The sequence below is a fragment of the Microbacterium sp. NPDC056234 genome, assembly GCF_042267585.1.
Lineage (GTDB): Bacteria > Actinomycetota > Actinomycetes > Actinomycetales > Microbacteriaceae > Microbacterium.
The window spans coordinates 57,706-70,273 of record NZ_JBHJTE010000004.1 but is presented as its reverse complement, the minus strand read 5'-3'; the positions used below and the strand labels follow the sequence as shown (position 1 = coordinate 70,273).

Genomic DNA, 12,568 nt, shown 5'->3' with positions numbered 1-12,568 from the left:
CTGAAGCCATGAGCTCGAAGATCCGTGTCACCACCGACGCCGCCCCCGCACCGGCGCACACCTTCTCCCAGGGCATCCGCAAGGGCCCGTTCGTCCAGGTCTCCGGCCAGGGCCCGGTGGACCCGGTGACGAACGAGTATCTCTTCCCCGGCGATGTCGCAGCGCAGACGACTCGCACGCTCGAGAACGTCAAGGCGATCATCGAAGCATCGGGAGCGGCATTCGACGACGTCGTGATGCTGCGCGTCTATCTGACCAAGCGCGAGGACTTCGCGATCATGAACGACGCCTACGGCGCCTTCGTCGAGGCCCACACGACCAGCGGCGTCCTGCCGTCGCGCACCACCGTCTTCACCGGGCTCCCCCGCGAGGAGATGCTCGTCGAGATCGACGGCATCGCCATCGTCGACGCCTGACCTGCATCGGCGCGGTGGGCAGCTCTGCCCGTCGGGACGTTCCGGCTGCTGTGATTGACTGGAAGCGACCGGAGAATCAGCACCGAATCGCAGTGCGCCACCACAGGGGGAAATCTATGAACCGCCAGATCGCAGCCTGGACCATCGCGGCTGTCGCCGTCCTCGGCCTGACCGCATGCTCGGGAACGCCGAGCGCGTCCGAGGGGTCCCAGGAGTCCTCGTCGAGCGAGGCACCGGCGGAGAACAAGAACGACAACACCGGTGACCAGTCGGTCGCCGACGCGTGCGCCGCCGCCAATGCGCAGGTCGCCGAGGCCAGTTCCACGCTGGCCGGCCTCGACATCGAAGCCGCCACTGCCGACCCGCAGGGCACGGTCGACGCGTTCACCGAGACGGTCGACGCCATCGGTGCTGCCGCAGACTCGGTGAACAACGCCGAGGTCAAGGAGGCGGTCACGGCTCTCTACGAGGACTTCGGCCAGATGCGCGACGTGCTGTCGGCCGTCCTGATCGATCAGGACATGTCGGTCGCATCCGAGATGACCACGATCACCACCGACATCACGGAATCCTCGACCGCCCTCAGCACCCTCTGCGCAGGCTGATCCAGCGCACCGCCTTCGACGGATGCCCGCGACCCTCGTGGTCGCGGGCATCCGCCGTTCTGCGCCAGGCGCGACCGATGCCGCGCTGTTCCTGACCGACGGCGGTGAAGTTGCCGACCGTTGCCTTTCCGTGATAAGCGATCCTCTAACATGGAGGGATATACGTGTCACGCCGATCACGGGGGGTGAGATCGTGACCGATCTTGTTGCAGCATCCGGCTCAGACACCGCGAAGACCGCGGTGATCACCGAGACCGTTCCTTCTGGTGCCTCCGCGAACGGAGAGCTTCCCCCCGGGGACCAGCACGCGGAGTGGGCTCCGCTCGAGCCGGCACCCAAGAAGAAGCGCGTCGGCCTGTGGGTCGGCATCGGCGCCGGAGTCGTCGCGCTCGGCGCCGCCGCGGCCTCCATGATCCTCATCGCCCCTGGTACGAGCGTCGCCGGCATCCAGGTCGGTGGGCTCACCCCCGGCATGGCCGCCGAGACGATCAGCAACCGGCTCGCCGAGACTCAGGTCACGTTGACGGGCATGGGCGACGACGCCGTCGTCACCGGCGCCGACCTCGGCGCATCCGTCGACGCCGAAGCCCTCGCCGAACAGGCCTTCGCCGAGCACCCGCTCTGGAACGTCACTCAGTGGGGCGGCGAGGCGATTCCGGCGACCATCACGCTCGACACCGAGGCAGCCGCGAGCGCTCTGCGCTCCGCGTCGCCGGCCTCGTTCACCGACGCCACCGACGCCACCGTCGTCTTCGACGCCGCGAGCGGCACCTACATCGTCACACCGGCCGAATCCGGCACCGGCATCAACGTCGATGCGCTTTCGACCGCCTTCGTCGAGGCGATCGGCGACGGCAGGTCCGACCTGGAGTTCACCGGCGATCCGACCGAGGCTCTCCCGGAGATCTCCACCGAGACCGCGCAGGCGACGGCGACCGAGCTGAACACGATGCTCGCCGGCATCGGCTTCTACGTCGGCGAAGAGCGCACGGTACCCGTGGCTCCGGCGGTGGCCGCGACCTGGCTGACCGTCGAGAACGTCGATGGAGAACTCGTCGTCGAGGCCGATCCTGCAGTGATCCAGGCCACGGTGGACGGACTCGCCGCGGCCGTCGACCGCGCGCCGGTCAACGCCTCGAACATCACCGACTCGAGCGGCAACGTGCTCCGCGAGGTCACCGCAGGCCAGACCGGCCGTGCCCTGGGCGACACCTCGACGGTCGCCGACGACTTCGCCGCGCAGTTGGCCGACGGCAACGCCAACTTCGCACTCGCGGTCACCGAGACTCCGTTCGAGACGACCGCCGTCGTGCGTCGTGCCGAAGTCGACCTCGGAGCGCAGCGCGCCAACTTCTACGAGAACGACAAGCTCGTCAACTCGTGGGCGATCTCGTCCGGCAAGCCGGGTCACGAGACCGAGACCGGCAATTACAAGATCCGTGCTCACGTGCGCATCCAGGACATGGTCGGCAACAACGGCGACGGCACCAAGTACCGCACCAAGGACGTCCCCTGGGTCACCTACTTCAACGGCGACCAGGCGTTCCACGGGGCCTACTGGCACAACAACTTCGGCAATGTGATGAGCCACGGATGCGTGAACATGCCCGTCTCGGCTGCCCAGTGGGTGTACGAGTGGGCACCGGACGGCCTCGAGGTCAACGTGCACAACTGACGCTGGCGGCGTCGCGAACGCACGGAACGACGAAAAGGGCGGATGCCGAAGCATCCGCCCTTTTCCGTGCCGTCGGTCAGAGGGCGTCGATCACCGCGTTCAACGTCGCGGACGGGCGCATGATCGCCTCGACCTTCGCTGCGTCAGGACGGTAGTAGCCACCGATGTCGGCGGGCGAGCCCTGCACGGCGTTCAGCTCGGCGACGATGTCCTGTTCCTTGGCCGTGAGCGCCTCGGCGATCGGGGCGAACGCGGCGGCGAGCTCGGCATCCTTCGTCTGCTTCGCCAGCTCCTGCGCCCAGTACAGCGCCAGGTAGAAGTGGCTGCCGCGGTTGTCGATCGTGCCGAGCGCGCGGCCGGGCGAACGGTCCTCCTCGAGGAACGTGCCGGTCGCGGCATCCAGCGTCTCAGCCAGCACCCGTGCCTTCTCGTTGCCTGCGAAGTCCGCGAAGTGCTCCAGAGACGCCGCCAGCGCGAAGAACTCGCCCAGCGAATCCCAGCGCAGGTAGTTCTGCTCGACGAGCTGCTGCACGTGCTTGGGAGCCGAGCCACCTGCACCGGTCTCGAACAGTCCGCCACCGGCGAGCAGCGGGACGATCGAGAGCATCTTGGCGCTGGTGCCGACCTCGAGGATCGGGAACAGGTCGGTGAGGTAGTCGCGCAGCACGTTGCCGGTGACCGAGATCGTGTCCTCGCCGCGGCGCAGACGCTCGAGCGAGTAGCGGGTGGCATCCTCGGGAGCGAGGATCTCGATCGTGAGGCCCTCGGTGTCGTGGTCCTTCAGGTACTCGTCCACCTTGGCGATCAGCGCGGCATCGTGCGAGCGGTCGGCGTTGAGCCAGAACACCGCGGGCGAACCCGTGGCGCGGGCGCGCGAGACGGCCAGCTTCACCCAGTCGCGGATCGCGATGTCCTTGGTCTGCGTGGCACGCCAGATGTCGCCCGGCTGCACGGTGTGCTCGATGACGACATCACCGGCCGACGTGACGACCTGGATGCGACCGGCTTCGGTGACCTCGAACGTCTTGTCGTGGCTGCCGTACTCCTCGGCGGCCTGGGCCATCAGACCCACGTTCGGCACGGTGCCGATCGTGGCGGGGTCCAGCGGACCGTTCGCGATCACGTCGTCGATCGTCGCCTGGTAGACACCGGCGTACGAGGAGTCGGGGATGACCGCGAGCGTGTCGGCCTCGCCGCCGTCGGCGCCCCACAGCTTGCCGCCGTTGCGGACGAGCGCCGGCATCGAGGCATCCACGATGACATCGCTGGGAACGTGCAGGTTCGTGATGCCCTTGTCGGAGTTCACGTACGACAGCCGCGGGCCGTTCTGCATGGCGCGGAAGAAGTCCTCGGCGATCGCCTCGCCGCCCTCGACATCGGCCAGTCCGGACAGGATCGAGCCGAGTCCATCGTTCGCGCTCAGGCCGGCGGCTGCGAGTGCGTCGCCGTGCTGGGCGAACACATCCGCGAAGTACGCCTTGACGACGTGGCCGAAGATGATGGGGTCGGAGACCTTCATCATGGTCGCCTTGAGGTGCACCGAGTAGAGCACGTCGTCGGCCTTGGCCGCGGCGAGCGTCTCGGCGAGGAAGGCGTCAAGAGCGGCGGCGGACAGGAACGTGGCGTCCACGATCTCACCGGGAAGGACCTTCAGGTTCTCCTTCAGCGCCGTGGTGGTGCCGTCCTCTGCGACGTGCTGGATCGTCAGCACATCGTCGGCCGGGGCGACCCAGCTCTTCTCGTTCGCCTTGAAGTCGTCGTGACCGAGCGTGGCGACGCGCGTTTTGGACCCTTCGGCGAAGGCCTTGTTGCGGTGCGGGTGCTTCTTCGCGTAGTTCTTCACGGCCAGGGGAGCGCGTCGGTCGCTGTTGCCCTCGCGCAGCACGGGGTTCACGGCGGAGCCCTTGATGCGGTCGTAGCGGGCGCGCACGTCCTTCTCCTCGAGCGTCGACGGCTCGTCGGGGAAGTCGGGGACGTCGAAGCCCTGGGACTGCAGCTCGGCGATGGCGCCCTTCAGCTGCGGGATGGATGCCGAGATGTTCGGCAGCTTGATGATGTTGGCCTCGGGCGTCGTGGCCAGCCCGCCGAGCTCGGCGAGAGCATCGGAGACCTCCTGGTCGGCGCTCAGCCGCTGCGGGAACGCGGCCAGGATGCGTCCGGCGAGCGAGATGTCACGCGTCTCGAGCGCGATGGCGGCCTTTCCGGCGTACGCCTTCACGATCGGCAGAAGCGAAGCGGTGGCCAGAGCCGGGGCCTCGTCGGTGTAGGTGTAGATGATGGCGTCGTCGGTCACCGGGAGATCTCCGTTCACGAGGGCATTTGTCTCGATACCAAGATACCTGAGGGCCTGCTGCGCCGTTCATCCGATGGATTCGTCCCGCCCTCTGGTGTCAGAACCATCGGGAGCGGTTACCCTGGGCTTATGTCGGAACTCCGTGTGGTCGAACTGTCCGCCGCGACGATCGTCGCGGTCAACAACCTGTCCCTGAAGCCCGGGCAGGAGCAGTTCCTCGCTCCGGTCTCGTACGGGATCGCCGCCACGGTGATCAATCCGAAGACGTCGTGGCAGCGCGTCATCCTCGACCGCAACGAGGTCGTCGGCTTCGTGAGCGCGAACTTCGACCCCGAGGCGCCGGAGGACCACTTCCGCTCCGTCCTGTGGCGGATCAACGTCGACGCGGACGATCAGGGTCGCGGCGTCGGCCGCTTCGCCGTCGAAGCACTCGTCGAAGAGGCGCGACGACGCGAGTTCGATCACGTCGACGTCATCTACGAAGCCGGCGAAGGAGGCCCGGAGGCCTTCTTCAACCGAGTCGGCTTCTCCCCCGTCGGTGAGACGGAGTACGGCGAGGTCATCGCCGAGATCAGAATCGACTCTTGAGACCGGCGGCGGGGCCTCGGATCCCCTCCCCCACCGAGACCCCGTCGCCTCCTTCAGCGCGCCCGCAGACACCGGCGCGGGCGGTCTCAGCGGACGTTCTCGTCGCCGCCGGGACGTGAGCGGTCGCGCCAGGCGGCGATAGCGGATGCCGCGGCAGCGGCCGCGCGATCGAGCACATCAGCAGACAGCGTGATGACCTGCTGCGCCGCGTCCTGCCACCCGGGGCCGATCGGCGAACGCTCCCCCGCGGCGATGTGCGCCGCGTTCTCCGCGTCGTCGAAGGCGCGCTGCAGACGCACGACGGACAGCCGGTATGCGGTGAATTCGGCGGGGGTCACCTTCCCGGGTGCCGGTCTGCTGTCCTGGGCATGCTCGAGGGCCGACAGGAACGCCGCCGTCTGCGGCACGTGCCCGTCGCTCATCGTCGGATACGCGATGAGCCGTGCCGGGTCGGTCTCGTACTGCATCCAGCGCACCAGCACGGTGTCGTGCTCAGAGCGCAGGCGCTCGAGCGGTGTCGGCTCCGTCCGCGACGGGATCTCGGCCCTCGCCGCCGTCACGCGGGCACGCAGCGCTTTGACCGCCGCAGTGGCCGCCTTCGCCTCGCGCTGTGCGCTCTGCAGGTCTCGCCGAGCGCGGTTCACGTCTTCCAGGCTCGCCCTCGACGCCGCCCGGTCGGCGGACACCCGGGTGAGATCAGCCTTCGCGACCCGGGCGGCGTTCTGTGCGGCGATCGCCGCGGAGATCGCCGCGCGCAGCTCCAACTTGGCGGCATCGTATGCGAGTCGTCGTTCGGCGTTCACTCTGTGCACTCCCCACGCACCGGCCCCCACGGCACCGACAGCCGCCGGTGCCGCCCACCAGAACTCGGCCAGCAGCAGGGGGTCCATGCCCTTCATGCTAACCGGGACGGATGCCTCGGCATCCGTCCCGGTTCGGATCAGACCAGCGTCTCCTGCCAGGCCGCGTGCAGCTGGGCGAACTTGCCCGTGCCGTTGATCAGTGCCTCAGGACTGTCGTCCTCGATCACGCGACCGTGCTCCATCACGAGCACGCGGTCGGCGATCGCGACCGTCGACAGGCGGTGCGCGATGATGATCGCGGTGCGGTCGGCCAGGAGCGTCTGGAGGGCGTCCTGGATCAGCCGCTCCGACGGAATGTCCAGCGACGCCGTCGCCTCGTCGAGGATCAGCACGGCAGGGTCGGCCAGGAAGGCACGAGCGAACGAGATCAGCTGACGCTGACCGGCCGACACGCGACCGCCGCGCTTGTTCACGTCCGTGCTGTAGCCGTCCGGCAGCGATGAGATGAACTCATCGGCCCCGACCGCCTTGGCCGCCGCACGGATCTCGTCGAGCGTGGCGTCCGGCTTGCCGAGCGCGATGTTGTCCGCGACGGTGCCGCTGAACAGGTAGGCCTCCTGGGTGACCATGACGATCGCCCGACGCAGATCCTTCGGGTGCAGCGATCGCAGATCCACGTCGTCCAGCGTCACGCGTCCCTTCGACGGGTCGTAGAACCGCGAGATCAGCTTCGCCAGCGTGGACTTGCCCGCACCCGTCGTGCCGACCAGTGCGACGGTCTGCCCGGCGGGGATGTCGAGGGAGAAGTTCGGCAGGATCGTCTTCTCGCCGTTGTACCCGAAGGTGACCTCGTCGAACGAGATGTGACCGCGCGACTCCCACAGATCCACCGGCTTCGCGGGATCCGGAACCGTCGGAACCTCCTCCAGGACGCCGGACACCTTCTCCAGCGCAGCCGTCGCCGACTGGTAGGAGTTCAGGAACATCGCGATCTCCTGCATCGGCGCGAAGAAGTTCCGCACGTACAGGACCGCGCTCAGCAGCACACCGATGCCGATGGCTCCGGTCGACACTCGCATCCCGCCCCACAGCACCACGAACGCGGTGGTCAGCGCGGCGACAGCCATGAGGCCGGGTTCGAAGGTGCCGAACAGCACCATCGAGCGTCGGTTCACGTCGCGGTAGTCGCCGGCCAGCTTGCGGAACGTCTTGTCGTTGCGCGGTTCCTTGCGGAACGACTTCACGGCACGGATACCCGTCATCGTCTCGACGAACTGCACGATCACCTTCGCGCTGATGACCCGCGACTCGCGATACACCAGCTGCGAACGCGAGTAGAACCAGCGCATCAGGAACGCCAGCGGCACGCCGGCGAGCAGCAGGATGAGCCCGGACTGCCAGTCAGCGATCACGAGCGCGATGAACGTGAAGACTCCGAACAGCACACCGGAGACGAGGTTGTTCAGGCCGCCGTCGAGCAGCTCGCGGATCGAGTCGAGATCGCTGGTCTGGCGCGAGATGATGCGCCCCGACGTGTAGGACTCGTGGAACTCGAGGCTCAACTTCTGAGTGTGCAGGAAGATGCGCTTGCGCAGATCCAGCAGCACGGCCTGCGTGATGCGCGCCGCGATGACGACGTACCAGCCGATCAGGGCCGCAGCCGTGGCACCGGCGAAGATGTAGACGACGGTGACGACGATCGCCGGCATCCAATCGGTCTGCTCCAGCAGCACGGGCAGAGCCCGGTCGATGCCGATGCCGATGAGGATCGGGCCGGACACCTGCAGTGCGGTCGAGACGACGAGCACGACCGCGGCGAGCGTGATCCGCGTGCGCAGCGGGGTGATCAGCGAGCCGAGCAGGCGCAGCGAGCGGCGCCGGATGTCGCGGCTCTCTTCGCGGGTGTAGTTGGAGCGATCCTCGCCCTGGGTTCCCGTGAGAGTCATGCCTGCACCTCCTCGTCCTCGGTGGCCGGAGCTTGCGCAAGCATCTCCTCCGTGATGATCGGGATGGCCCCTGTCCTGGCGGCCTCCTCGGCTTCGAGGCTCGAGATCACGTGCCGGTAGTGCGAGCTCGTCCTCAGCAGCTCGCTGTGGGTGCCCACCGCCGTGACCCTGCCCGATTCCAGCAGCGCGACGCGGTCGGCGAGCGCCACGGTCGACGGCCGGTGCGCGACGACCAGTGCCGTCGTCTCGGCGAGCACGTGACGCAGCGCCTCCTCCACGAGCGCCTCGGTGTCGACGTCCAGTGCCGACAGCGGGTCGTCCAGCACGAGCACCTTCGGTGCGGCGGCGACCGCTCTGGCGAGAGCGAGGCGCTGCCGCTGGCCGCCGGACAGGCTCAGACCCTCCTCGCCGATGATGGTCTCGGTGCCCTCGGGCAGCGCGTCCACGAATGCGGCCTGGGCGACGTCGAGCGCCTCGCGCATGACGCGCTCGCCCTCTTCGCTGTGCGGGTCGAGATCTGCACGGCCGAGCAGCACGTTCTCGCGCACGGTCGCGGAGAACAGCGTCGCGTCCTCGAAGGCCATCGCGATGTGGGTGCGCAGCTCGGCCAGCGGCAGATCGCGCACGTCGACGCCGTCGAGCGTCACTCGGCCTCCCGTGACGTCGTACAGACGTGCGGGCAGGGTCGTGAGCGTCGTCTTGCCGGAGCCGGTGAGTCCGACCAGCGCCATGGTCTCGCCGGGGCGCAGCACGAGGTCGATGCCGTCGAGCAGATCGCGCTCGGACGCACCGGCGTCCTGATAGCGGAAGTGCGCGTTCTCGAACGCCAGTTCACCGCGCGGCTCGGCGATGTGCACCGGCTTCTCCGGGTCGGTGATCGAGTTCGTCTCGTTGAAGATGTCGAACACGCGGTCCGTCGCCGTGCGGGCGTCGAGCATGAACGAGAACAGGAAGCCGATCGACTCGATCGGCCAGCGCAGCACGGTCGCCATCGCGAAGAACGCGAACAGCTGGGCCTCATCGATCTGCCCCTGCCACACCAGCCAGATGCCGGTGATCAGGCTCAGCCCGAAGGCGACCTGCGGCATGAGATCCAGCCAGAACCAGATCCGCCCGACGGCACGCGCCTTGTTGAGCTCGGTCTCCCGCAGCGACTCGGCCTGGGAGCTGAAGCGGCGGAGTGCGTGCTGACCGCGACCGAATGCCTTCAGAACGCGGATGCCGTGCACACTCTCCTCGACGCTCGTGGCGAGGTCGCCGGCCTGGTCCTGGCTCTGCCTGGCGAGGGCGCCGTAGCGCTTCTCGAACAGGTAGCCCTGGATCCACATGGGCACGCCGGTGACGAGGAAGATGACCCCCAGCATCCAGTGCCACTGGAACAGCAGCACGGAGCCGATGATGATCGTCAGCACGTTGACGACGAGAAGGATGAGGCCGAAGGCGATCCAGCGACGGATGAGGCCGATGTCCTGCATCATCCGGCTGAGCAGCTGGCCGGACTGCCAGCGGTCGTGGAAGGCGACGGGCAGAGTCTGCAGGCGCGCGTAGATCTCCGAGCGCATGCGGAACTCGACTTCGGTCGCCGGAGTGAGGACGAACCAGCGGCGCAGCCACACCATGGCTGCCTCGCCGAACCCGAGCAGCAGCACCACGGCGGCGCCGCCGACGATCAGCCCGAGGTTCACGACCTCGGTGGGAGTGTCGAGGCCGCGGACGACCTGCTCGAGCACGATCGGCACCATCAGAGCGATGATCGCCGCGGCGAGCGCGCTTGCGGCGCCGCCGACGAGACGCCAGACGATCGGGCGGACGAAGGGCTTCAGCCGCCAGAGTGCGGCGGGAGTGGAGAGAGAGGAGGAGGAAGGAGGAATATGCGGGGCAGGCGTGGCAGACATGACTCTCAGGAGTGACGAGGCGAGAAAGAGGTGACGAAAGAGCGCCGACAGCGTGATCGTGACGGCGGGAGAACGGAGATCGAGGAGGAGGATCTACCCGCGGCAGGTCGCTACGCGAATACCCGGAGCGGACACCTGTGCGACGGCGATCGAGATCATGATGTCCTCCTCGGGGTGGTGGGCTGCCGCCCGGTCGGTGCGACAGCCCACCAGCCTATGCCTGTGAACCCGCTGGGTGCAAGACTTTCGACCACTGAATTGACTCGTGTCACCCCGGAGGACGGATCAGGCCGCCGCCTCTCGAGCCAACAGGGACTGCTTCACGTCGAGGCCCCAGGCGAAGCCGCCGAGCGATCCGCCGGTGCGCAGCACCCGGTGGCAGGGCACGAACAGCGCGGGTGCATTGCGGGCGCAGATGGATGCCGCTGCGCGCACGGCGCTCGGCTGATCCAGCGCCGCGGCGAACCCCGTATAGGTCAACGGGGCCCCGGCATCGATGCGCCGCAGCGCCGCCCACCCGCGCAGCTGCATCTCGGTGCCGAACTGAGCGACGCGGACCTCGTCGATGGCGCCGAGGTCGCCGCCGTAGTAGGCCAGGGCGGCATCAGCGGCGTCCGTCGTCCCGATGCGCACCTGCTCGGGGCGGTTGCGCACCGCGAGCCGGGTGAGGATTTCGTCGTGCTCCCCGGTCCAGCCGGATGCGAGCACGCGCTGCGTCTCGTCCGCGAGGATCGTGAACGCGCCGTCCGGCGTGTCGATGGTCTGGATGATCGCGGTCATGAGGTCTCCTCGATTCGGTACGAGCGGATTCGTGTCGGACGCACGGGTGCAGCCCGCCACAGGTGAGCGGTGAGGTAGCTGCGCCACGGCGCAGCGCGGGTCGACCAGGCCGTCAGACCGGCCGGGTCGGAGGGAAGGCCGAGCGCCGCGGCGCCAGCCCGGACGGCGACGTCGCCCGGCAGGAAGCCGTCCGGGTCGCCGAGCACGCGCATTCCGACGTAGTCGGCGGTCCAGGGTCCGATGCCCGGCATGGCGAGCAGTGCCGCACGCTGGTCCATGGCGTCGTCGCCGACGGTGAGACGGAGCGTCCCGTCGGCGAGGGACGCCGCGGCGTTCGTGATCGCGCGGATTCGCGCGCCTGGTCCACGCAGGACCTCGGCGCCGTGCTCGGCGATCGCCGTCATCGTCGGGAAGAGGATGCCGTCGTCCACTCGCTCGCCCAGCTGTTCGGCGAGCGCCGTGAGGGCCGTGCGCGCCGCGACGACGGTGATCTGCTGGCCGACCATGGCGCGGATGAGCATCTCGTGCGGGTCGGCGGCGCCGGGGACACGGATGCCCGGTGTGCGCGCGACCGCGGCTGCGAGCTCCGGGTGATTCGAGAGCGCGGCGTCCACCGCGATCGGGTCGGCATCCAGGTCGAACAGCCGACGCGCGGTCGCGACCAGCGGTGTGAGGTCGCCGAGCCGGCTGACGCGCGCACGCAGGCGCAGTCGCCCCTCCTGTTCGCGGATCTCGAACCACGCCGGGCCGCCCGGCATCCGCAGGTGGCGGGCGAAGGAGGTCGGCGTTGACGCCTCGATGCCGGGGAGGGCCCGAGCAGACATCCAGGCGAAGACGCCTGCCGCGTCAAGCGGTTCACGATGCGGAAGCAGCAGGTCGATCTCACCTGGCGCGCACACGCCGGTGCGGTGGCGACGGGCGCGCAGCTCGCTCGGTGTCATGCCGAACACCTCGCGGATCGTGTCACCGGCCTGCCGGATGCTGGCGAAGCCTGAGGAGAACACGACATCGGAGATCGGCATGTCCGTGCCGACCAGCAGCATCCGCGCGGTGTGAGCACGATGCGCCCTGGCGAGGGCGAGCGGACCGGCGCCGAGTTCGGTGGTGAGCAGCCGGGTCAGGTGACGGCTGGAGTATCCCAGTCGCGCGGCGAGCCCCGGCACACCCTCCCGTTCGACGACTCCGTCGGCGATCAGGCGCATCGCTCGTGCTGCGGCGTCGCCACGGAGGTTCCACTCGGGCGAGCCAGGTGCTGCCTCCGGGAGGCAGCGTTTGCACGCACGGTAGCCGGCCTCGTGGGCCGCAGCGCTGGTCGGGAAGAACGTGACGTTCTCCGGCTTGGGCGTGCGCGCCGGGCAGCTCGGACGACAGTAGATCCCTGTCGATCGCACGGCCGTGACGAACTGTCCATCGAAGCGGACGTCGCGCGCATCGATCGCCCGGTATCGCTCATCGAAACTCATCACGGGGAGGCTCATGCCTCAACTCTGACACGTCCGGATATCGCCCGCACGCGGAAATCGGACATGGCGGTGCACGGCGGATTCGACCCGAGTTGATACCGAGA

General features: G+C 68.4%; 10 protein-coding genes. 4 read left to right on the top strand and 6 right to left on the bottom strand.

Features of this window, described 5'->3' with window-relative positions; genetic code table 11:
* Window positions 1-8: 8 nt before the first annotated feature.
* The 3 genes from ACFCYE_RS12290 to ACFCYE_RS12280 all read left to right on the top strand — a co-directional run bounded on the left by ACFCYE_RS12290 (window position 9) and on the right by ACFCYE_RS12280 (window position 2,696).
* Window positions 9-416, top strand: a complete 408-nt coding sequence (locus tag ACFCYE_RS12290; protein ID WP_376179100.1) for a RidA family protein — start codon at window positions 9-11, stop codon at window positions 414-416.
* A gap of 116 nt (window positions 417-532) precedes the next feature.
* Window positions 533-1,021: a hypothetical protein gene (locus ACFCYE_RS12285; protein WP_376179098.1), complete on the top strand. Its 489-nt coding sequence runs from the start codon at window positions 533-535 to the stop codon at window positions 1,019-1,021.
* Between the two features lie 193 nt (window positions 1,022-1,214).
* Window positions 1,215-2,696, top strand: a complete 1,482-nt coding sequence (locus ACFCYE_RS12280; RefSeq protein ID WP_376179096.1) for a L,D-transpeptidase family protein — start codon at window positions 1,215-1,217, stop codon at window positions 2,694-2,696.
* 76 nt (window positions 2,697-2,772) lie between these two features.
* Here ACFCYE_RS12280 and ACFCYE_RS12275 read toward each other — a convergent pair whose 3' ends face one another.
* Window positions 2,773-4,989, bottom strand: a complete 2,217-nt coding sequence (locus ACFCYE_RS12275) for an NADP-dependent isocitrate dehydrogenase (RefSeq protein ID WP_376179095.1) — start codon at window positions 4,987-4,989, stop codon at window positions 2,773-2,775.
* 129 nt (window positions 4,990-5,118) lie between these two features.
* On the opposite strand from ACFCYE_RS12275, the gene ACFCYE_RS12270 reads away from it, so the two are divergent.
* Window positions 5,119-5,577, top strand: a complete 459-nt coding sequence (locus ACFCYE_RS12270; RefSeq protein WP_376179093.1) for a GNAT family N-acetyltransferase — start codon at window positions 5,119-5,121, stop codon at window positions 5,575-5,577.
* An 86-nt stretch (window positions 5,578-5,663) separates the two neighbouring features.
* On the opposite strand, the gene ACFCYE_RS12265 is transcribed toward ACFCYE_RS12270, so the two are convergent.
* The 5 genes from ACFCYE_RS12265 to ACFCYE_RS12245 form a co-directional block, all read right to left on the bottom strand.
* Window positions 5,664-6,467, bottom strand: coding sequence for a hypothetical protein (locus tag ACFCYE_RS12265; RefSeq protein ID WP_376179092.1), 804 nt, complete (start codon window positions 6,465-6,467; stop codon window positions 5,664-5,666).
* A 50-nt stretch (window positions 6,468-6,517) separates the two neighbouring features.
* On the bottom strand, window positions 6,518-8,326 hold the full coding sequence (locus ACFCYE_RS12260; protein ID WP_376179090.1) for an ABC transporter ATP-binding protein: 1,809 nt from the start codon (window positions 8,324-8,326) through the stop codon (window positions 6,518-6,520).
* Window positions 8,323-10,221 (bottom strand): ABC transporter ATP-binding protein, encoded by a 1,899-nt coding sequence (locus ACFCYE_RS12255; protein WP_376179088.1) that lies wholly within the window; start codon window positions 10,219-10,221, stop codon window positions 8,323-8,325. The genes ACFCYE_RS12260 and ACFCYE_RS12255 overlap by 4 nt, the downstream gene beginning before the upstream one ends.
* 285 nt (window positions 10,222-10,506) lie before the next feature.
* On the bottom strand, window positions 10,507-11,001 hold the full coding sequence (locus ACFCYE_RS12250; RefSeq protein WP_376179087.1) for a methylated-DNA--[protein]-cysteine S-methyltransferase: 495 nt from the start codon (window positions 10,999-11,001) through the stop codon (window positions 10,507-10,509).
* Window positions 10,998-12,479 carry a DNA-3-methyladenine glycosylase 2 family protein gene (locus ACFCYE_RS12245; protein WP_376179085.1) on the bottom strand — a complete coding sequence of 494 codons (1,482 nt, stop codon included), beginning with the start codon at window positions 12,477-12,479 and terminating at the stop codon, window positions 10,998-11,000. The genes ACFCYE_RS12250 and ACFCYE_RS12245 overlap by 4 nt, the downstream gene beginning before the upstream one ends.
* Window positions 12,480-12,568 lie beyond the last annotated feature (89 nt).

Coding starts and splice junctions, on each gene's coding strand:
- ACFCYE_RS12290 (WP_376179100.1), top strand. CDS start 9: ATGAGCTCGAAGATCCGTGTCACCACCGACGCCGCCCCCGCACCGGCG.
- ACFCYE_RS12285 (WP_376179098.1), top strand. CDS start 533: ATGAACCGCCAGATCGCAGCCTGGACCATCGCGGCTGTCGCCGTCCTC.
- ACFCYE_RS12270 (WP_376179093.1), top strand. CDS start 5,119: ATGTCGGAACTCCGTGTGGTCGAACTGTCCGCCGCGACGATCGTCGCG.
- ACFCYE_RS12265 (WP_376179092.1), bottom strand. CDS start 6,467: ATGGACCCCCTGCTGCTGGCCGAGTTCTGGTGGGCGGCACCGGCGGCT.
- ACFCYE_RS12260 (WP_376179090.1), bottom strand. CDS start 8,326: ATGACTCTCACGGGAACCCAGGGCGAGGATCGCTCCAACTACACCCGC.
- ACFCYE_RS12255 (WP_376179088.1), bottom strand. CDS start 10,221: ATGTCTGCCACGCCTGCCCCGCATATTCCTCCTTCCTCCTCCTCTCTC.
- ACFCYE_RS12250 (WP_376179087.1), bottom strand. CDS start 11,001: ATGACCGCGATCATCCAGACCATCGACACGCCGGACGGCGCGTTCACG.
- ACFCYE_RS12245 (WP_376179085.1), bottom strand. CDS start 12,479: ATGAGCCTCCCCGTGATGAGTTTCGATGAGCGATACCGGGCGATCGAT.